Genomic DNA, 20,190 nt, shown 5'->3' with positions numbered 1-20,190 from the left:
TCCTTGCTCGATTCAGGGATTCTGTTGCGTGAGTGCATTGCCACGTATGACTTCCACACCCGTCTTGCGCGCCAGCGTGGACGCGCCAATGGCAAGTACAGGTTTGGGTGGCGGTGTCATGGCCAGTTGATTGAACTGGATCAAATCGCGGCTGGCGTTGGCGAGGTTGGCCGGGGAATCGCTTTCACCAGCCCAGTAGCGCGCCAGGCGTTTTTCTTCTGCGCTGCGTACGGCCAGGCGCAGCACACCGGCTTGCGCCGCAAGCATCAGCCGACTCAGCAGTTGTTCGGGAACGGCCAGCAGCACGGTGCGAACCATGGCGCGTTGTTGTTCCTGGCGGAGTTTTTCATCGCTGCCGCGTGTCGGGCTGGAGGGCTGGCCGTCGTTGGTCAGGCCCATTTGTTCGCCCACTCCAAGCACGCGCAACGCCGGGATCACCAGTTGGGCCGAGGGCTGCGGGTTGTTGGTGTCCATGCGCAAAAACAGCAGCACATCGACATAGTCGCCGGGGGCCAATTGCCCACCGGCATTGATCACTTCATCGACGGCGACGGCGAGCGCGCGTTCATCGGGACGAATCATTCGCGCCACTTTGCTGCCGGCTTCGAAGCTGTCGTCACTGAGCCAGCTGCCAGCACCGAGCGCGCGCCAGGGCGTGCGGCCGATCGCTTGATCCAGACGGCTGAGGCTGCCGGCCGGGACGGCTCGCAGTTTTTCCAGGGCAACGTCAGCAGCGGTGATTTCCACAAACGGCGCGATGTCGTGCAGCAGCACCACGACGGGTTGGCGGGTGTCATTTTCTGGTTGCGCAACAGGTACCGAAACGGATGAAACCAAGTCGCTGGCCGCGGATTGGGTCACGGGAGAAACGGCCGGTTGACGGCTCAGCGTCAGCCCCGTGTAACCGGCAATGACAGCACCCACCAGAGAAAACCCGGCAAGGACCAGAGTGATACGGCTGTTCATGACGGCTCTCCCTTTCCCTGCTGCGTAAAGAACTCGTTTTCCTCACGAGACAACTTCGCAATCAGGAAGCTATGAACATAAAACGATTTCGCTAATTGAACGTAGCGCAGCAAAAGCAAAACGCCATCACGGTTTGATAAATATCTTTCTAAAATAAATAATCGATGTTTTTTTGACGCCAATAAAAAGACTAATACTTTCTGATTAATACCTTCTTACAGTTGTTGGGCAAGGAAATGCCGACAATGCTGATGGTGGCAAAGGGGAATCATGTTGCGCCTGTGCAACACCCGAGGTCATTGAGGAGCACGTCATGTCTATCGCCACGCTGGTTCAGAAGGTCAAGTCAGAGATCGCGTTCTACAAAGGGCTGGCCAAAGATACCGAGGGGGCTTCGGGTATCGAATACGCGGTTGTAGCTGCGATGGTCGCGGTGGTAATTGCAGGGTTGAGTGGCGGTATCGGGACTGACCTCACCGCGGTATTCACCAAAATAAAAGACGCCCTTTAATTAAAAACGCAAGGTCTTGTCGGCAACTTGCCAAAGCTTCAGGTGGGTTCTAATGTCAGCGCTTAGTCCATTACGGTTGTTGCCTATGAACGCTCCCGCACTTTTGCGCCAACAACTTCTTCTGGTCGATGACGAGGAGGACGCGTTACTGGAGTTAGCGGAGTTGCTGGACGGGGAAGGTTTTAATTGTTTTACCGCGACGTCGGTCAAAAAGGCGTTGCAGCATCTGACCCAGCACCCGGACATTGCGCTGGTCATCACCGATTTGCGCATGCCGGAAGAGAGTGGCATGTCGTTGATCAAGCGCTTGCGCGAGCATACGTCGCGTCAGCATTTGCCGGTAATCGTGATATCCGGGCATGCGGATATGGAGGATGTCAGCAGAATGCTGCGGTTGCAGGTGCTGGATCTGTTTCGCAAACCGATCTATCACGTGCGGTTGCTGGAAACGTTGAACAACCTGTTCCCGCAACCGTATGGAGCGCTGGCTGCCTGTTAAAGCGGCCGCCAATGCCCTTTCATATGCTCAAGATCCCCTGTACCGAGCAATTGCAAATCCCCGCTGGAGCCCGCCGCACTGGCAAGCAACGCCACCTCGCTGGGCAGACGCACCGGTTTCTTGAATTGCACATGGATCTCGACATTCGCCGCCGGTAGGTGATCGGCCAGTGCGGCGAGCGTGCGCGCCTTGTTCCATAAGCCATGGGCAATGGCCGAGGGAAAACCGAACAACTTGGCGCTGGCCGCACTGAGGTGAATCGGGTTGTAGTCGCCGGACACTTTGGCGTATTGCCGGCCGATGTCCGAAGGCGCCTTCCAGTGGGTGACTTCGGTCAGCGGCAGTGTCGAGTCCAACACCTCTTCTACGGGCTCGCCGTCGAGTTTGACGCCACGACAGAGCATCTGGCTTTCGGCTTCCCACAACGGCCCCAATTGATCGTCCAGGGTCGTCACCACGTCGAACGTCGCCCCCTTGGCGTGAGGTTGCAGGTTTTGCACTTGTACGCTGACCCGAACCCGATTGACCCCGCCCATGGGGCGTAGCACGCGAATGCGATTGCTCAGATGAATCAACCCCAGCAGCGGAAATGGAAACGCTTTCGCCGTGAGCAATTGCATCTGCAATGCAAACGCCAGCACATGTGGATAAGTCGGCGGCAGCAGACCGTTGTCGGCGAAGCCGCAAACCTTGCGATACGCATCCAGCCGCTTCGGATCGACATCGACCCAGCAACGCAAACCCGAATCGGGCAGCGTGGTGCCAGTGATTTTTCGTCGTGTCGCCGCTTGCACGTATAGACCCGGCAGGCTGGGCTCGCGGTTGAGGGTGTGCCAGTCGGTGATCATGCTCATGCCCCCAGCACACTTTGCCCGCAGACGCGCAAGGCCTGCCCAGTGAACGCGCCGGTGCCCGGTTGCGCGAGCCAGGCCACCGCTTCGGCGACGTCTTGCGGCAAGCCGCCCTGGCCCAGTGAACTCATGCGTCGCCCGGCTTCGCGCAGGCCGAAGGGAATGTGCGCAGTCATCTGGGTTTCGATGAACCCCGGCGCCACGGCGTTGATGCTGATGCCCCGTTCTTGCAGCAACGGCGCCCAGGATTGCGCCAGTCCAATGAGTCCGGCCTTGCTCGCCGCGTAGTTGGTTTGCCCGCGGTTGCCGGCAATGCCGCTGATCGACGCCAGCAGAATCACGCGGCCGTTGTCTTGCAGGCTGCCGCTGTCGAGCAGGGCCTTGGTCAGCACTTGCGGGGCGTTGAGATTGACCGCGAGCACCGCATCCCAGAATTCCGGGGTCATGTTGGCCAGGGTTTTGTCGCGGGTGATACCGGCGTTGTGCACCACAATATCGATGCCGTCGGGCAACTGTTCGACCAGTTGCGTGGCGGCGTCTTCCGCACAGATGTCGAGGGTGATGCTGCGCCCGCCGAGACGTGCGGCGAGGGCTTCGAGATCGGTTTTGGCCGGTGGCACGTCAAGCAGGATGACCTCGGCGCCGTCCCGGGCCAGGGTTTCGGCGATGGATGCACCGATACCGCGTGCGGCGCCAGTGACCAATGCCTTGCGCCCTGCCAGTGGGCGAGTCCAGTCCGTCACTTGGGTTGCACAGGCGTTCAGGCGAATGACTTGTCCGGACACGAAAGCGCTTTTCGGCGAGAGGAAAAACCGCAACGGACCTTCCAGTTGATCTTCGGCACCTTCACCGACGTGGATCAACTGCAAGGTGCCACCGCTGCGCAGTTCCTTGGCCAGCGAGCGACTGAAACCTTCAATCGCACGCTGGGCACTGGCGGCGAACGGATCGCTCAAGGTCAGCGGGTCACGCCCGAGAATCACCAAGTGCGCGCAGTGATCGAGGTTCTTCATCAACGGCTGGAAGAACTCGCGCAACTGTTTGAGCTGATCGGTCTGCACCAGGTGACTGGCATCGAATACCATAGCCTTGAGTTTCGGACCGTGGCCGGGAATCCATGCGGTCGCCATGGAGGGTTCGGTGCCGTAGCTGTAGATCGCGTCGGTCAGGCGGTTGGCGAAGGCGCTGACTTTTTCCGCCAGCGGCCCGCCGCCGATCAGCAATGCGCCTTCGACCGGGCGCAACCGGCCTGCTTGCCAGCGTTCCAGGCGTACCGGCGAAGGCAGGCCCATGGCCCCGACCAGACGATGGCCGATGGACGAATTGGCGAAGTCGATATAGCGGTCAGACATGGAACGCGCTCCGGCAGCTGGGGTTCAAAGTGTGGACCACGAATGGCGATCAGTCGTTCGATCCACGAGATAAGGCCTACGCTTGATCATTGTAGGAGCTGCCGCAGGCTGCGATCTTTTTCAGAATCAAGATCAAAAGATCGCAGCCTGCGGCAGCTCCTACAGAGGACGGTGTTCAGATCAGATATTTCATCAGGAGCTTTTCATGACTCAACTGCGCCGCGTCGCGATCATCGGCGGTAACCGGATTCCCTTCGCCCGTTCCAACGGGCCGTACGCCACCGCCAGTAATCAGGTCATGCTCACCGCCGCGCTCGAAGGGTTGATCGAACGCTACAACCTGCACGGCTTGCGCATCGGCGAAGTGGTCGCGGGGGCGGTGCTCAAGCTGTCGCGGGACATGAACTTGACGCGCGAGTGCGTGCTCGGTTCGCGGCTGTCGCCGGCCACTCCGGCCTATGACATCCAGCAGGCCTGCGGCACCGGGCTGGAAGCGGCATTGCTGGTGGCGAACAAGATTGCCCTCGGCCAGATCGAGTGCGGCATTGCCGGTGGCGTCGACACCACCTCCGATGCGCCAATCAGCGTCAGTGAAGGGCTACGCAAGATTTTGCTGCAAGCCAATCGCGCCAAGAGCTCCGGCGACAAACTGAAAACTTTCCTGCAATTACGGCCCCGGCATTTGATCCCCGAGTTCCCGCGCAACGGCGAGCCGCGCACCGGTTTGTCCATGGGCCAACATTGCGAACTGATGGCGCAGACCTGGAACATCCCCCGCGAAGAACAGGATCGGCTGGCACTGGAGAGTCATCAAAAACTGGCCGCGTCCTATGCCGAAGGCTGGCACAACGATTTGATGACGCCGTTTCTCGGCCTTACCCGCGACAACAACCTGCGCCCGGACTCGACGCTGGAAAAACTTGCCGCACTCAAACCGGCCTATGAAAAAAGTGCCAAAGGTACCCTGACGGCGGGCAACTCCACACCGTTGACCGATGGTGCGTCGCTGGTGCTGTTGGGCAGTGAAGCGTGGGCACGGGAACGCGGCTTGCCGATTCTCGCTTACCTGCGCGATGGCGAGGCGGCGGCGGTTGATTTCGTCAATGGCGCCGAAGGGCTGCTGATGGCCCCGGTGTACGCGGTACCGCGTTTGCTGGCACGCAACGGCCTGACGCTGCAGGACTTCGATTACTACGAAATTCACGAAGCCTTCGCTGCGCAAGTGCTTTGCACGTTGAAGGCCTGGGAAGACGCGGAGTACTGCAAAACCCGTCTCGGCCTGGACGCTGCACTGGGCTCCATCGATCGCAGCCGGCTCAACGTCAAGGGCAGTTCGCTGGCAGCGGGGCATCCGTTTGCTGCCACGGGCGGGCGCATCGTCGCCAATCTGGCGAAACTGCTTGATGCTGCTGGGAAGGGCCGTGGCTTGATCTCGATCTGTGCGGCGGGAGGGCAGGGCGTTACCGCCATCATCGAACGCTGATTTCTGATGTGGAATGGCGTCCTGTGGGAGCTGGCTTGCCAGCGATGGGGATTGCACATTCGACATCTCTGTTGCCTGACACACCGCTATCGCTGGCAAGCCACACAGGTATCACCGGTGTTGAATAGACCTTCGGCATGGCCTAACGTCGGCCCCATCAGCCGTCTCGCAACATAAGGCCAATCAATGTCGACTAGCGGACAAGTCTCCCTCGAGCGAAGCATTCCTCCCATCACCGTGCTGCCGCGTCCGCTGTATGCGCGGGTGGAGAGTCTCAACGCGGGTTCCTGGACCCCGTCCCATCGCCACGACTGGGTGCAGTTTTCCTATGCCATCAGCGGCGTTCTCGGTGTGCACACCGCTGAAGGCAGTTTCTTTGCGCCGCCGCAGTGGGGCATCTGGATTCCGGCGGATCTTGAACATCAAGTGGTGACGTCGATGCGCGCCGAGATGCGCAGCCTGTACGTGCGACGCGAGGATTGCCAGTGGGCGGACGGACGTTGCCGGGTGCTGGAAGTGACACCGTTGGCGCGGGAGCTGATCAAGAGTTTCTGTTTGCTGCCGGTGGAGTATCCGCAGGGCGACAGCCAGGAAGCGCGGCTGGTGAGCGTGTTGCTGGATCAACTGGCCGGGTTGCCGGAAGTCGGTTTTTCCCTGCCGTTACCCCGCCACGTACGGTTGCTGGGGCTATGCAACGAGCTGATTGGAAATCCCGATCGCAACGTGACGTTGCAAGAGTGGGCAGAGCGACTGGGGACCTCGGAAAAAACCCTGATGCGCCTGTTCCAGCGTGAAACCGGGTTGAGCTTCCGGGGCTGGCGGCAACGTGCGCGGTTGCTGTCGTCGTTGAGTTTGCTGGAGGAGGGCGACAGCGTGACCAATGCCGCGCTGGCGTGTGGGTATGACTCGACGTCGGCGTTTATTGCGGCGTTCAAAAGTCTGTTCGGGTTTACCCCGGGGGAGTTGTTTCGGCAATAATTGTGGCGAGGGAGCTTGCTCCCGCTGGAGCGCGAAGCGCTCCCAATTCAGCCCGCGCGGCGTACCAGATGGCCCGCGTTGGCAGGATTACGACTGCTTCGCAGCCGAGCGGGAGCAAGCTCCCTCGCCACAGATATCTGTACTGGTTGTCAGGTGCGGAAGCGTCGAACCAACCCATCCAGCTCATTCGACAGCCCCGCCAGACTCTGCGAGTCCAGTCGCGCCGAGTTCGCCAGTTCCGCCACCAGCTGCGCATCGCCATGGATCTGGCTGATGTGCCGATTAATATCTTCGGCCACTTGATGCTGTTGCTCAGCAGCTGTGGCGATCTGCGTGTTCATGTCGCGAATCACATCCACCGACTCACGAATCTGCCCGAAACTGCTGCGTGCTTCGCCAATGCGCGTGACCGATTGCTGCGACACTTCCAGGCTCGCATGCATCTGCTGAGTGACCTGGCTGGTGCGCTTGGCGAGGTTGCCCAGCAACCCGTCGATTTCCGCCGTGGAGTCTGCCGTGCGTTTGGCTAGCGCCCGCACTTCGTCCGCCACCACCGCAAAACCCCGACCTTGTTCGCCGGCCCGTGCTGCCTCAATGGCCGCGTTCAGTGCCAGCAGGTTGGTTTGCTCGGCGATCGAGCGAATGGTGCCGAGGATCGACTGAATGTCATTGCTGTCGCGCTCCAGTTGTTGCATCGACTGCGCCGACTGTTCGATTTCCTGGCTCAGGCGATCGACGCTGCTCACCGCCGCGTCGATCTGCTGCTGACCTTCGCGCGCCTGGCGCTGACCACTGTCGGCCGATTCGGCGGCCTGACTGCAAGAGCGCGCTACTTCATTGGCGGTAGCGACCATTTCATGGAACGCGGTGGACACCATGTCCACGGCCTCACGCTGGCGACCGGCGGCTTCGGCCATGTCGCTGGACACTTGGGTCGAGCTTTTGGACGTGGCGAGAATTTTCGTCGCGGCACCGCCAATGCTCTGGATCAGGTTGCGAATCGCGGTCAGGAACTGGTTGAACCAGCTGGCCAGTTGCGCGGTTTCGTCGCTGCCACGTATTTGCAGGTTTTTCGTCAGGTCGCCTTCACCCTGGGCAATGCCTTCGAGGCCATCGGCCACGCTGCGGATCGGACGCACGATGACGCTGGCGAAACTGGCGCCGACCACGGCGAAGATCACCGCCAGTACCGCCGCGATGATCGCGATCAACCAGGTCAGTTGGGTCGCCGTGCTCATCACGTCGCTTTGTTTGATCAGGCCGATGAAGGTCCAGCCCAGCTGCTCCGATGGCCAGACGTTGGCCATGTAGCGTTCGCCGTTGAGTTCGACTTCAACCAGGCCTTTGCCGGCCTTGGCCAGTTGTGCATAACCCTCACCGAGGCTGCTCAGGGCCTTGAAGTTGTGTTCCGGTTGTTTCGGGTCGACCAGTACGGTGCCGTTGTTTTCCAGCAGCATCAGGTAACCGGTTTCGCCGAGCTTGATCTGTTTGACCAGTTCGGTCAGCTGCTTGAGCGACACGTCGATACTGACCACGCCGCCGTTGGTGCCCAGTTTATTGTCGATGGTGCGCACGGTGCTGACGTAGGACGTATCGTTTTCGGCCCAGTAATAGGCCTCGGTACGGAACGGCTTGCCCGGTTTGGCCTGGGCCGCCTTGTACCACGGACGCTGGCGCGGGTCGTAGTTGGCCAGCTTGGCATCGTCCGGCCACGACACGTAACCGCCGGCGGCGGTGCCCAGAATCGCGTAGGCATAGGACGGGTGGGCGTTGCCCAGGTCCTGCAGGAAGCCGAAGAGTTTCTTGTCCGCCTCACCCTGAGGAACACTCGCGGCGTTGGCGCTCATGTAGGTCTTGAGGCTGTCGTCGGAGTTGGTGATCAGCGGTTGCTTGGCCAGATACTCGACGTTCTGGCTGATGCCGTCGAAAAACAGTTGCATGGCATTGCTGACCTGACGGATTTCACGACCGCTGCTGTCGACGAATCCGTCCTTGGCGTCACTGCGCAAGTTCAGCACAACGAGGGTGGCGACCAGCACCACGGGCAAGCAGGCGATGATTGCAAACGCCCAGGTCAACTTCTGTTTGATGTTCATCCGCGCTCCAGATTTTCTTGTAGGCCCACGCAGTGCAGATGACTCGCGGTTTATTGGCAGCCGTAAACGTTCTTGTGAACCCGGATCCGTGAGTGCGGCATCGTTATTGTTGTCGGAACGATTGTCGGACAAATCAGTTTGTCACTTAGGACTTCGGCGGCGGTCGGAGGAAATTGAGGACTGTTTTGAAAAATCCTGCGCAGGGTATGAATCCGGATGTCAGCTTCTGTCACAAATGCCCTTGCAGCCCGCAGACTACAAGTGCTGCGGCCTCGGCTATGATCCAGAGCGGCCGGTGATGGACCGCAGGTTTTCGTGATGAAAACGGCACATTGTGTGCATCGGCAATGTTCATAGGTCGGCACCCCCTCCCCCGATTGAGTGGATTGCCGTATAACGAATGACTTTCGCGTGTTTGGTAATAAAGGACCCACAATAAAAGCTGATGAAGACTCCAAAACGCATTGAACCCCTGATCGAGGACGGTCTGGTCGACGAGGTGCTGCGCCCACTCATGAGTGGTAAAGAAGCAGCTGTTTATGTGGTGCGCTGCGGCAACGAGTTACGTTGCGCGAAGGTCTACAAGGAGGCGAATAAACGCAGTTTCCGCCAGGCGGCCGAGTATCAGGAAGGCCGCAAGGTACGCAACAGCCGTCAAGCCCGGGCCATGGCCAAGGGTTCCAAGTTTGGCCGCAAGGAAACCGAAGACGCCTGGCAGAACGCTGAAGTGGCGGCGCTGTTCCGTCTGGCCAGCGCCGGTGTGCGAGTGCCCAAGCCGTATGACTTCCTCGAAGGCGTGCTGCTCATGGAACTGGTGGCCGACGAGTACGGTGATGCCGCGCCGCGTCTGAATGACGTGGTGCTGGAGCCGGATCAGGCGCGCGAATATCACGCGTACCTGATTTCGCAGATCGTGCTGATGCTGTGTACCGGTCTGGTGCACGGTGACCTGTCCGAGTTCAACGTGCTGCTGACGCCGACTGGTCCTGTGATCATCGACCTGCCGCAGGCGGTGGACGCGGCGGGCAACAACCACGCGTTCAGCATGCTGGAGCGGGACGTGGGCAACATGGCGTCCTACTTCGGACGGTTTGCGCCGGAGTTGAAAAAGACCCGCTTCGCCAAGGAAATGTGGGCCCTGTACGAGGCCGGTACCTTGCACCCGGCCAGTGTCTTGACCGGTGAGTTCGACGAGCCGGAAGAGTTGGCCGACGTGGGCGGCATCATGCGCGAGATCGAGGCCGCACGCCTGGATGAAGAGCGCAAGCAAGCGGTCCGTGCCGCTGACGACGCCCCCCCAAGCAAGGCCGAAGAACCGCCTCCGCCGTGGATGCAGTGATCGGCTAAAGAAAAACCCGGCTTCGGCCGGGTTTTTTATGTGCAACACAAATCCCTGTAGGAGCTGCCGCAGGCTGCGATCTTTTGATCTTGATCTTAATATCCAAAATCAAAAGATCGTCCGAACGCGGCCCGAGCCTGCGGCAGCTCCTACAGCTGGTGTTCGTTCAGGTACAGCACCCCGACTCAAGATTCTTGAGAATCGGACAATCCGGCCGGTGATCGCCCTGACAATGCTCAACCAGGTCTTGCAATGTATCGCGCAGTTGCCCCAGCTCCCGGATTTTCTGGTTCAGCTCATCAATATGCTGACGGGCCAATGCCTTCACATCGGCACTGGCACGCTGGCGGTCTTGCCAGAGGGTCAGCAGTTTGCCGACCTCTTCCAGGGAAAACCCCAAATCCCGTGAGCGCTTGATAAACGCCAGGGTATGCAAGTCATCGTCGCCGTAAACCCGGTAACCGCTATCAGTGCGATGGGCAGCCTTGAGCAAACCGATGGATTCGTAATAACGGATCATCTTCGCACTCAGGCCGCTGTGGTTAGCTGCTTGGCCGATGTTCATCGGTTGTCCTCCAGGTCCTCGGGTTTCCAGGTTTTCAACAGTAACGCATTGCTCACCACGCTGACGCTCGACAGCGCCATCGCCGCACCCGCCAGCACCGGGTTGAGGAAGCCGAAGGCCGCCAACGGAATGCCGATCAAGTTATAGACGAAGGCCCAGAACAGGTTCTGGCGGATCTTCGCGTAGGTCTTGCGGCTGATCTCCAGCGCCGCCGGCACCAGTCGCGGATCGCCGCGCATCAGGGTAATCCCGGCGGCGTGCATGGCCACGTCGGTGCCGCCGCCCATGGCGATGCCGATGTCGGCGGCGGCCAGTGCCGGGGCGTCGTTGATGCCGTCGCCGACCATCGCCACCACGCCGGTTTTTTTCAGCGCGACGACCGTGGCGGCTTTGTCCGCTGGCAACACTTCGGCGTGTACGTCGCTGATCCCGAGCGCTTCGGCAACCACTTTGGCGCTGCCTCTGTTGTCGCCGGTCAGCAGATGGCTGCTGATGTGGCGCGCGCTCAGCTGTTGCACCGCTTGCAGCGCGCCGGGCTTGAGGGTGTCACCGAAGGCGAACAGCCCCAGCACCGTTGGCTCCGGGCTTTGTACGATCAACCAGGACAGGGTCCGGCCTTCGTTTTCCCAAGCGGTGGCCGATTCTGCCAGTGAGCCGGCATTCAAGCCGCTTTCCTCCAGCAAGCGACGATTGCCCAGGGCCAGACGCCGACCGTCGAGATTGCCGGCGATGCCACGTCCGGTCAGGGACTGGCTGTCGGTGACATCGGCGACGATCAACCCGCGTTCGGTGCAAGTGTCCAGCACAGCCTTGGCCAGCGGGTGTTCACTGCCGCGTTGCAGCGCACCGGCCATTTGCAGCAGGCCGGCTTCATTTCCGTCGATGGCGCTTAAATGGGCGATGCGCGGTGCGCCCGAGGTCAAGGTGCCGGTCTTGTCGAACACCACCGCGCTGACTTCATGGGCACGCTCCAGCGCTTCGGCGTCCTTGATCAGAATCCCGTGGCGCGCCGCCACGCCAGTGCCGGCCATGATCGCCGTCGGCGTGGCCAGGCCCAGTGCACAAGGGCAGGCAATCACCAACACCGCAACAGCGTTGATCAGCGCTGTTTCGATTGGCGCGCCGTACAGCCACCAGCCAATCAAGGTCGCCAAGGCCAGCAGCAAAACCACCGGCACGAAGATCTGGCTGACTTTATCTACCAGTTTCTGGATCGGTGCCTTTGCCGCTTGGGCGTCCTCGACCAGACGAATGATCCGCGCCAGCACGGTTTCCGCACCGAGGGCTAGAGTGCGCACGAGCAACCGGCCTTCACCGTTGATCGCGCCGCCGGTGACCTTGTCGCCCGGTTGTTTCGGTACCGGCAGGCTTTCGCCGCTGATCAGCGCTTCGTCGGCATGGCTCTGGCCTTCGACCACTTCACCGTCAACCGGGAAGCGTTCGCCGGGTTTGACCAGCACCAGGTCATTGAGGTGTAAGGCGCTGATAGCGACGTCCTGTTCACGGCCATCGATTACCTGAATCGCCCGCTCAGGGCGCAAAGCCTCGAGGGCGCGAATGGCGCTGGCGGTCTGGCGTTTGGCGCGACTTTCGAGGTATTTGCCCAGCAAAACCAGGGCGATTACCACCGCTGACGCTTCAAAATAAAGATGCGGCATACGCCCGTCGGCGGTCGCCCATTCGTAGAGGCTCAAGCCATAACCAGCGCTGGTGCCCAGGGCGACCAGCAAATCCATGTTGCCTGCACCGGCGCGCACGGCTTTCCATGCCGCCACATAAAACCGCGCGCCGAAGATAAATTGCACCGGCGTAGCCAATGCGAATTGCGCCCAGGCCGGCAGCATCCAATGCACGCCGAACGGTTGCAACAGCATGGGCAGGACCAACGGCAAGGCGAGGGCGATGGCCGCAATCAAGGCCCAGCGTTCGCGGTGCAGGCGAGTTTGTTGGAGGTCGGTTTTGGGGTGTTCGGCTTCCCAGACGCTGGCGCTGTAGCCCGCCTTGGTCACGGCGCCGATCAGGATTTGCGGATCGACTTGGCCGAGCAGTTCCAGGTGCGCCCGTTCGTTGGCCAGGTTGACGCTGACGCTCTTCACACCCGGCATTTTGTTCAGCGCCCGTTCAACGCGACCGACACAGGACGCGCAGGTCATGCCGTCAATGCTCAATTCCAGGCTTTGCTGCGGCACGCTGTAACCGGCCTTTTTCACCGCTTCCATCAAGGCCGGCAGGCTGTCGACAGGCGCTTGAACCCGTGCCTGCTCAGTGGCCAGGTTGACGCTGACGGCACTGGCACCGAGGACTTTGCTCAAGGCGCGCTCGACACGCCCGGCGCAACTGGCGCAGGTCATGCCGGCAATCGGCAGATCGAAGGTGGTGGATTCGGACATGGGTCACGCTCCCTGTAGAAGATGCCTACAGGATCAACCTTGCCATGCTGGCAAGGTCAAGCGATATGTCTTGGATCAAAAGATCGCAGCCTGCGGCAGCTCCTACAGGGGGACACATGACCTTGTAGGAGCTGCCGAAGGCTGCGATCTTTTTAAAGGCGACTCAATATCCCAAAGCCGCAGGCTTCAAATACATTCCTTCCTGCGTCATCGCAATCCGGAACTTCAACACATCACCGGCCTTAAGCGTGATGTTCTGCGACCCCGGCGCCAGCATCCCCGGATTGCACCCCGGAGCCTGGCCCGGCAACAGTTTCAGTCGCAGCGATACAATACCCGGCGGCAGATTGAAAGAGGTGCTTTCTTCCTGGAACAACCGCGCCGACAGCTGATCCTGGATGTACACGCCGATCTCGCAACTGGTCGACACTTCCAGCCGCTCGCGGGAAATGACCAGTACGCCATAATCCTCCCCGGCGGCATTGACCGATGGCGCGGCGGCGAAAAGGCTGAGGAAGCCAAACAGGCTGAAAGCTGACCAGCGCATGGGCTGAATCTCCTGAGATCGAGTCATAGATGGACGCAGCTTGGCCGAGCGCGGCGCCGATTGCCAGCCCGGCAGATCTCTTAAGAACTTGACCTTGCCATGGTGGCAAGCTCGACACTGCACGCAGCCTTATCAAACAGCCTCATTAAAGGAGTCATTCCATGCAAGTGTTCAATGTTGAAGGCATGTCCTGCGGCCACTGCGTCAGGGCCATCACGCAAGCCGTTCAGGCCAAAGACCCGGCCGCCAGCGTGCGCGTCGACCTGGCCTCGAAAGAAGTCGGCGTCGAGACTGCGTTGACCGCTGATCAAGTGATCGCGGCGATCAGCGAGGAAGGATACGGCGTCAAACTGGCCTGATCTTTTTAATAGTTAGCGAGCTATCTTAATGTTCAAGGCGTCCGGGCGCGGCTAGACTGTCGGGCTGCTGACTTCTGTCCCACTGGATGCCTGATGAACTTCCGCACAATCCTGATTCTTGGCGCCTTGAGCGCGTTCGGTCCGCTGGCGATCGACTTCTATTTACCGGCGTTCCCGGCGATGGCGCTGGCCTTTGGTACCGATGAACAACACGTTCAGCTGACACTCGCGGCGTATTTTCTCGGCTTGTCCATCGGACAACTGGCCTACGGCCCGGTGGCGGACCGTTTTGGTCGACGCATACCCTTGTTGATCGGTGTCGGGTTATTCACCGCTGCCTCGTTGTTGTGCGCCTACGCGCCGAACCTCGACTGGCTGATCGGTGCACGTTTCATCCAGGCGCTGGGCGGTTGCGCAGGGATGGTGATCTCGCGGGCGGTGGTCAGCGACAAATGCGATGCGGTGGGTTCGGCGAAAGTCTTTTCACAGTTGATGCTGGTCATGGGGCTGGCGCCGATTCTTGCGCCGATGCTCGGCGGCTTGCTGGTGAACACCACCGGTTGGCAGTCGATCTTCCTGGCGCTGACCGGTTTCAGTGCCTTGGCAGGTCTGGCCGTGGCGCTCGGCTTGCCGGAAAGCATGCCGGCCCATTTGCCACGCCAACCCTTGTCCGGTGCGCTGCATCAGTACGGACGTCTATTGAAGGATCCGGTGTACCTCGGTCACGCGCTGACCGGCGGTATCGCCATCGCCGGGATGTTTTCCTACATTGCCGGGTCGCCATTCGTCATCATCAAACTTTATGGCATCCCGGCCGAGCATTTTGGCTGGTTCTTCGGCGTCAATGCGGCGGGGTTCATTCTGGTGGCCCAGGTCAACGCGCGACTGTTGGCCAAGCGTGGTCCGGCCTTCCTGCTGACGCGCACGGTGTGGATTTACCTGGGCGCCGGCCTGGCCTTGCTCGCCGTCAGTGCGTTGCGCACCGAACAACTGTGGCCGTTGTTGATCCCGTTGTTTGTCTGCATCGCCAGCCTGGGTTGCATCCTTCCCAACGCTTCGGCCTGCGCGATGAACGGTCAGGGCGCGCGGGCCGGCAGTGCTTCGGCGATGCTCGGTTGCCTGCAATTCAGTGTCGCTGCCGGTGCTGCCGCGCTGGTGGGGGTTTTGCACGACGGCAGCGCCATGCCGATGGCCATGGTCATCAGCCTGTGTGGAATTCTGGTGGTGTGCGCCGCGATGCTCACCCGGCGTTTGCAAAATGCCCGGGCACTGGCGCAAGCCCAGGTCTGAGGACGGACTCAGCCAGCGGCACGCTGCTGGCGGTCGGGAAACTGATGGGGCGCGTGCAATCGCGCTTCGAGGGTATTGGTGAAGGCGCGCGCTTCCGCTTCGCTGCGAAAGGTAACGGCGTGTTGGTCCAGACGGACCTGCCACTGGGATTTTGCCAATTCTTTTATCAGGATCTTCATTGCCGCCGACCTCCTCAAGTAAAAGATTGTCCCGCAGAGGTTTCGATTGTAGACCCGAATTGGATGGCAATTATGACAAGGGTCAACCTTCGGACTGACGGTTTACCGGTCATGGGATTGCGCCTTCTGTAGGAGCTGCCGAAGGCTGCGATCTTTTGATCTTAAAAAATCAAAATCAAAAGATCGCAGCCTGCGGCAGCTCCTACAGCTGCGTGCGATCTTTAAATCCTAGAAACCTTCCAGCACGATCTTGCCCTTGGATTTTCCGCTTTCCAGCAGTGCATGGGCGCGACGCAGGTTGGCCGCGTTGATGGTGCCAAAGTGCTCGCCAACGGTGGTCTTAAGCGTCCCGGCATCGATCAGTTGCGCCACGCGGTTAAGCAGTTTGTGCTGCTCGATCATGTCCGGGGTCTCGAACAGTGAGCGGGTGTACATGAACTCCCAGTGCAGCGACAGGCTCTTGCGTTTGAGTTTGGTCACGTCGAGGGATTTCGGATCATCGATCAGGGCCAGTTTGCCTTGGGGGGCCAACGCCTCGACCAGTTGATCCAGGTGATGATCGGTCTGGGTCAGGCTGGCGACATGGGTGACGTGATTGAGGCCGGCGCGCTTGAGCTCTTCGCTCAGCGGTTGGCTGTGATCGATCACCTGATCGGCGCCGAGTTCTTTCACCCAGCTCTGGGTTTGCGGGCGTGAAGCAGTGCCGATGACGTTCAGGCCGGTCAGTTGTTTGGCCAGTTGCGTCAGGATCGAACCCACACCACCCGCCGCGCCGACGATCAGCAGGCTCTGGCCTTCATCGGTTTTGCCTTCGCGCACTTGCAGGCGTTCGAAGAGCAGTTCCCACGCCGTGATGGCGGTCAAGGGCAGGGCGGCGGCTTCGGCGAAACCGAGCGTTTTCGGCATGTGGCCAACGATCCGCTCATCCACCACGTGCAGTTCACTATTGCCGCCGGCGCGGGCGATGGAGCCAGCATAGAACACCTTGTCGCCGGCCTTGAACAGGGTCACTTCACTGCCCACAGCTTTGACCACACCCGCCACATCCCAGCCCAGCACTTTCGCTGCGCCACCTTCGGGCTGGACGTTCTGGCGGACCTTGGTGTCCACCGGGTTGACCGAAATGGCTTTGACCTCCACCAACAGGTCACGAGGCCCGGCGACCGGTTCTGGCAGTTCGATGTCTTGCAGGGATTTTTCGTCGCTGATCGGCAGCGAGGCGTAGTAGGCAATAGCTTTCATGAAGGGCTCCGCGAATTAATGGAAGAAATCAGGCAAGAGTGCGCAGGCGCTTGAGTTCGAAGTGTTCAAGAAACTCAGGAGCCTTGGCTCGGAAGTTCTGAACGTGCGCGCTGGCATCGTGGGCTTGCAGGGCTTCGTCGCTGCTCCACTGTTCGATCATGTAGAACGCCAGTGGATTGGCCAGGTCCTGATGCAGGTCGTACTGCCCGCAACCGGCCTCGACGCGGGTCGGCTCGATCAGTGCTCGCAGGTGTTGTTCGAGGGCGTCCTGCTGGCCGGCTTTGGCGATGAGGGTGGCGATGGCGGTGAATGGCTGGGACATAGGCGACTCCGGAAACGGGATGATTTCGATGGCCAGATGATTGGCTATTTCTGCGGAAGATAAAAGCCGCTAAAAGAGCAGGCTCTTTCAATGAATTTTTGATAATCGAGGCTGTAGATGCTGCGTTTTGATGACTTGCAGTTGTTTGTTCGGGCGGCAGACCTGGGCAGTCTCTCGGCGGCCGCGCGCGGCATGGACATGTCGGCGGCAGTGGCCAGCGCCGCGTTGAAGCGTATCGAGCAGCAACTCGGCGCCCGATTGCTCGCCCGTTCCACCCGCAGCCTGCGCCTGACTGCCGAAGGTGAAGGCTTCCTCGAATATGCCCGGGCGGCCTTGAGCAACCTCGATGAAGGCCGACGCTTGTTGGCCAGCGGTCAGGATCAGGTCAGCGGGGTGTTGCAGTTGTCGGCACCGTCGGACTTCGGGCGTAACTTGCTGTTGCCCTGGCTTGACGAATTTCAGCGCGAGCACCCGAAACTCACGGTACGCCTGCTATTGGGCGACCGCATCGCCGATCTGTTTCGGCAACCGGTGGACATTGCCCTGCGCTACGGTGAACCGGAAGACTCGAGCCTGGTGGCGCTGCCCATCGCCCCGCAGAATCGCCGCGTGCTGTGTGCCGCACCGAGTTACCTCGCCCGACACGGCGAGCCTCGGCACCTGGAGCAATTGGCGCAGCACAATTGCTTGCTGTTCATGCTCGGCAGCCGGGTTCACGATCATTGGAGCTTTCACGACGGCAAACGCGAAGTGAGCCTGACGGTCAGTGGTGATCGTTTCAGTGACGATGCCGATGTCGTCCGACTGTGGGCGATCGCGGGTGCCGGGATCGCCTACAAGTCTTGGCTCGATGTTGCTGCGGATGTGCTCGCCGGTCGCTTGAAAGTGCTGATGCCGGAACTGCTTTGTGAGCGCGCACCGCTGAATCTGTTGTGCGCCCATCGCGCACAATTGAGTAAGCCGGTGAACCTTTTGCGGGAAAAACTTGCCAGTCGATGTGCCGGGTTGAGCAGTCATTTTCCGGGATTGGCGGGTATTGATGATTAGTCGCAGGAAAAAAGCGAAATTTCCCTCAGGAACTATCACCACCAACGCGTTGCGGACGGCAGGAACCGGCGGTCAACCCGCCTATACTAGCGCTCGCCTCATGTACGCACCGTCGCCTGCAATGGCGAGGCCACGCACGTGTAGCCCTTGTCCATGGCCCTAGGCCTGACCGCTGCAACATCCGTCATGCGATGGCGCCTGTGAGCGATAGCGTTGCCCGGTTTATGGCGGTGTCCGCGTCTTGGCCGACGACAAATTTCTGGTCAAGATGTCTCTGAGCAGTAGACGAAACGATTCAACAGGGAGTGAATACATGGAACATGCACCTTGCATCAGCCAGATCGCCACGTTGCTGGCTGACCCAAAGCGCAGCGCAATGATGTGGGCCTTGATGGACGGCTCGGCGCGACAGACCGAAGAGCTGGGATTGTTGGCCGGGCTGTCACCGTCTTCGGCCAGTGCACATCTGGGGCGATTGTCCGCCGGAGGTTTGTTGAAAGTCGAAACCCGCGGCCGCAAGCGATTTTTCCGCCTGGCGGCCCCGGAAGTCGGGGCTGCAATCGAAGCACTGGCCAGCGCCACGCTGGCCAGCACGCCCCGGGAAGTCCCGGACATTTTCAAACGTACTTCACCCCTCACCAAACCACAGGCCACTCGCTCATCACTGCTGCGCGCACGGCTTTGCGACGACCATCTGGGCGGTACCCTGGCGGCCGATTTGTACCAGCGTTTACTGGATGCGGGCTGGATCGAACAGTTCGACCAGCGGGTGACGATCACACTCAAGGGCGCGACAGAACTGGCTGCGCGTGGTGTATACATTCAGGCACTGGCTCACCGCAACGGCCGGGTCGCATGTGCTTGTCCAGACTGGAGCGAAAGACGCCCGCACATGGGCGGGTCATTGGGCGCGGCGTTGTTGCAGTTGTTCATGCAGTCCGGCTGGATGAGCCTGCCGAATGAATCGCGGGCCTTGCAACTGACGGCCGCGGGGCAGCGCGAAATCCATCGTTTTGCCCAGCAGACCGAGCTGGAGGTGGCGTTCTAAAGCTTAGGCGTCTGAACAAAAAACCTCTGTAGGAGCTGGCTTGCCAGCGATGAAGCCATCACATTCAACACGGATGTTGAATGTGAGTCCGCTATCGCTGGCAAGCCAGATCCTACAGGGAATACGGGATGCTTACGGTTTCACCAACCGCGCATCCAGGCTGTTCTGCGCCAGACGCTTGGCCTGATCCTGGGTCATGCCCAGATCGGTGTACAAGGCATGGAAGTTCTCGGTGACGTAGCCGCCGAAGTACGCCGGGTCATCCGAGTTCACGGTGACTTTCACGCCACGCTCGAGCATGTCGAGGATGTTGTGCTGGGACATGTGATCGAACACGCAGAGCTTGGTGTTCGACAACGGGCACACGGTCAACGGAATTTGCTCGTCGATGATGCGCTGCATCAAACGCTCGTCTTCAATGGCGCGCACGCCATGGTCGATGCGCTGGATTTTCAGCAGGTCGAGGGCTTCCCAGATGTACTCGGGCGGGCCTTCTTCACCGGCGTGGGCCACGGTCAGGAAACCCTCGCCACGGGCGCGATCGAATACGCGCTGGAACTTGCTCGGCGGGTGTCCCATCTCGGAACTGTCCAGGCCCACGGCCACGAACGCATCACGGAACGGCAGCGCCTGGTCGAGGGTTTTCTCGGCTTGTTCTTCGCTCAAGTGACGCAGGAAGCTCAGGATCAAACCGCTGGTGATGCCCAACTGCTGCTCGCCGTCCTTCAACGCGGCGGCGATGCCGTTGAGCACCACTTCAAACGGGATACCACGGTCGGTGTGGGTCTGCGGATCGAAGAACGGTTCGGTGTGAATCACATTCTGCGCCTTGCAGCGCAACAGGTAGGCCCAGGTCAGGTCGTAAAAATCCTGGGACGTGCGCAACACGTCGGCGCCCTGATAATACAGGTCGAGAAACTCTTGCAGGTTGTTGAAGGCGTAGGCCTTGCGCAGGGTTTCGACATCGCTCCACGGCAGGGCGATCTTGTTGCGTTCGGCCAGGGCGAACAGTAGCTCAGGCTCAAGCGAGCCCTCCAGGTGCAGGTGCAGTTCTGCCTTGGGCAGGGCGTTCAGCCAATCGTACATATTCTTTTCTCATCAGGTGCAGATGACCGGCATTCTACAG

Annotated in this window: 20 protein-coding genes and 1 pseudogene; 9 read left to right on the top strand and 12 right to left on the bottom strand. The window is 60.2% G+C overall.

Features of this window, described 5'->3' with window-relative positions; all coding sequences use genetic code 11:
* Window positions 1–12: 12 nt before the first annotated feature.
* On the bottom strand, window positions 13–966 hold the full coding sequence (gene cpaB / locus KGB21_RS18650) for a Flp pilus assembly protein CpaB (RefSeq protein WP_223506241.1): 954 nt from the start codon (window positions 964–966) through the stop codon (window positions 13–15).
* A 313-nt stretch (window positions 967–1,279) separates the two neighbouring features.
* Here cpaB and KGB21_RS18645 point away from each other — a divergent pair, with 313 nt between their 5' ends.
* Both KGB21_RS18645 and KGB21_RS18640 read left to right on the top strand, forming a co-directional pair.
* Window positions 1,280–1,477: a Flp family type IVb pilin gene (locus tag KGB21_RS18645; protein WP_223506239.1), complete on the top strand. Its 198-nt coding sequence runs from the start codon at window positions 1,280–1,282 to the stop codon at window positions 1,475–1,477.
* Window positions 1,478–1,562: 85 nt separating this feature from the next.
* Complete coding sequence (locus KGB21_RS18640; RefSeq protein WP_223506237.1) at window positions 1,563–1,976, top strand: response regulator; 414 nt, start codon at window positions 1,563–1,565, stop codon at window positions 1,974–1,976.
* Here the strand turns inward: KGB21_RS18640 and KGB21_RS18635 are convergent.
* Both KGB21_RS18635 and KGB21_RS18630 read right to left on the bottom strand, forming a co-directional pair.
* Window positions 1,973–2,824: a MaoC family dehydratase gene (locus KGB21_RS18635; RefSeq protein ID WP_034149748.1), complete on the bottom strand. Its 852-nt coding sequence runs from the start codon at window positions 2,822–2,824 to the stop codon at window positions 1,973–1,975. The two genes, KGB21_RS18640 and KGB21_RS18635, sit on opposite strands and share 4 nt — an antisense overlap.
* A gap of 2 nt (window positions 2,825–2,826) precedes the next feature.
* Window positions 2,827–4,179 (bottom strand): 3-oxoacyl-ACP reductase, encoded by a 1,353-nt coding sequence (locus KGB21_RS18630; RefSeq protein WP_223506235.1) that lies wholly within the window; start codon window positions 4,177–4,179, stop codon window positions 2,827–2,829.
* A gap of 205 nt (window positions 4,180–4,384) precedes the next feature.
* Here KGB21_RS18630 and KGB21_RS18625 point away from each other — a divergent pair, with 205 nt between their 5' ends.
* Entirely contained in the window at window positions 4,385–5,662 is a 1,278-nt protein-coding gene (locus KGB21_RS18625; protein WP_223506233.1) for an acetyl-CoA C-acetyltransferase, read from the top strand.
* 186 nt (window positions 5,663–5,848) lie between these two features.
* Window positions 5,849–6,640, top strand: a complete 792-nt coding sequence (locus KGB21_RS18620) for an AraC family transcriptional regulator (RefSeq protein ID WP_034149751.1) — start codon at window positions 5,849–5,851, stop codon at window positions 6,638–6,640.
* Between the two features lie 149 nt (window positions 6,641–6,789).
* Here KGB21_RS18620 and KGB21_RS29650 read toward each other — a convergent pair whose 3' ends face one another.
* Window positions 6,790–7,518: a methyl-accepting chemotaxis protein gene (locus tag KGB21_RS29650; protein WP_371917492.1), complete on the bottom strand. Its 729-nt coding sequence runs from the start codon at window positions 7,516–7,518 to the stop codon at window positions 6,790–6,792.
* 129 nt (window positions 7,519–7,647) lie between these two features.
* Window positions 7,648–8,736, bottom strand: a pseudogene (locus tag KGB21_RS29645) (cache domain-containing protein); the annotation flags it as partial.
* Between the two features lie 445 nt (window positions 8,737–9,181).
* Here KGB21_RS29645 and KGB21_RS18610 point away from each other — a divergent pair.
* Window positions 9,182–10,075 carry a PA4780 family RIO1-like protein kinase gene (locus KGB21_RS18610; protein WP_223506230.1) on the top strand — a complete coding sequence of 298 codons (894 nt, stop codon included), beginning with the start codon at window positions 9,182–9,184 and terminating at the stop codon, window positions 10,073–10,075.
* Between the two features lie 166 nt (window positions 10,076–10,241).
* Here the strand turns inward: KGB21_RS18610 and cueR are convergent, their stop codons facing one another.
* From cueR to KGB21_RS18595, 3 genes are all read right to left on the bottom strand, one after another.
* Window positions 10,242–10,640 (bottom strand): Cu(I)-responsive transcriptional regulator, encoded by a 399-nt coding sequence (gene cueR / locus KGB21_RS18605; protein WP_034149754.1) that lies wholly within the window; start codon window positions 10,638–10,640, stop codon window positions 10,242–10,244.
* Entirely contained in the window at window positions 10,637–13,030 is a 2,394-nt protein-coding gene (locus tag KGB21_RS18600; protein WP_223506228.1) for a heavy metal translocating P-type ATPase, read from the bottom strand. The genes cueR and KGB21_RS18600 overlap by 4 nt, the downstream gene beginning before the upstream one ends.
* A 163-nt stretch (window positions 13,031–13,193) precedes the next feature.
* Window positions 13,194–13,577, bottom strand: coding sequence for a hypothetical protein (locus KGB21_RS18595; RefSeq protein WP_034149756.1), 384 nt, complete (start codon window positions 13,575–13,577; stop codon window positions 13,194–13,196).
* Between the two features lie 161 nt (window positions 13,578–13,738).
* On the opposite strand from KGB21_RS18595, the gene KGB21_RS18590 reads away from it, so the two are divergent.
* Window positions 13,739–13,936 carry a heavy-metal-associated domain-containing protein gene (locus tag KGB21_RS18590; RefSeq protein ID WP_223506226.1) on the top strand — a complete coding sequence of 66 codons (198 nt, stop codon included), beginning with the start codon at window positions 13,739–13,741 and terminating at the stop codon, window positions 13,934–13,936.
* Window positions 13,937–14,029: 93 nt separating this feature from the next.
* Window positions 14,030–15,226 carry a multidrug effflux MFS transporter gene (locus KGB21_RS18585; protein ID WP_223506224.1) on the top strand — a complete coding sequence of 399 codons (1,197 nt, stop codon included), beginning with the start codon at window positions 14,030–14,032 and terminating at the stop codon, window positions 15,224–15,226.
* A gap of 8 nt (window positions 15,227–15,234) precedes the next feature.
* Here the strand turns inward: KGB21_RS18585 and KGB21_RS18580 are convergent, their stop codons facing one another.
* The 3 genes from KGB21_RS18580 to KGB21_RS18570 form a co-directional block, all read right to left on the bottom strand.
* On the bottom strand, window positions 15,235–15,405 hold the full coding sequence (locus KGB21_RS18580) for a hypothetical protein (protein WP_172668693.1): 171 nt from the start codon (window positions 15,403–15,405) through the stop codon (window positions 15,235–15,237).
* A 228-nt stretch (window positions 15,406–15,633) separates the two neighbouring features.
* A complete protein-coding gene (locus tag KGB21_RS18575; protein WP_034149759.1) occupies window positions 15,634–16,647 on the bottom strand; it encodes a zinc-binding alcohol dehydrogenase family protein in 1,014 nt (337 codons plus the stop codon).
* 28 nt (window positions 16,648–16,675) lie between these two features.
* Window positions 16,676–16,969, bottom strand: a complete 294-nt coding sequence (locus KGB21_RS18570; protein ID WP_034149760.1) for a putative quinol monooxygenase — start codon at window positions 16,967–16,969, stop codon at window positions 16,676–16,678.
* A 117-nt stretch (window positions 16,970–17,086) separates the two neighbouring features.
* Here KGB21_RS18570 and KGB21_RS18565 point away from each other — a divergent pair, with 117 nt between their 5' ends.
* Window positions 17,087–18,016, top strand: a complete 930-nt coding sequence (locus KGB21_RS18565; protein ID WP_034149761.1) for a LysR family transcriptional regulator — start codon at window positions 17,087–17,089, stop codon at window positions 18,014–18,016.
* 313 nt (window positions 18,017–18,329) lie between these two features.
* Window positions 18,330–19,064, top strand: a complete 735-nt coding sequence (locus KGB21_RS18560; protein WP_034149762.1) for an ArsR/SmtB family transcription factor — start codon at window positions 18,330–18,332, stop codon at window positions 19,062–19,064.
* 132 nt (window positions 19,065–19,196) lie between these two features.
* Here the strand turns inward: KGB21_RS18560 and KGB21_RS18555 are convergent, their stop codons facing one another.
* Complete coding sequence (locus KGB21_RS18555; RefSeq protein WP_034149763.1) at window positions 19,197–20,150, bottom strand: adenosine deaminase; 954 nt, start codon at window positions 20,148–20,150, stop codon at window positions 19,197–19,199.
* Between the last annotated feature and the right edge of the window lie 40 nt (window positions 20,151–20,190).

It is taken from the genome of Pseudomonas sp. GL-RE-29 (assembly GCF_019947275.1).
GTDB classification, from domain to species: Bacteria; Pseudomonadota; Gammaproteobacteria; order Pseudomonadales; family Pseudomonadaceae; genus Aquipseudomonas; species Aquipseudomonas fluorescens_A.
This window is presented reverse-complemented; position numbering and strand designations above follow the sequence as displayed.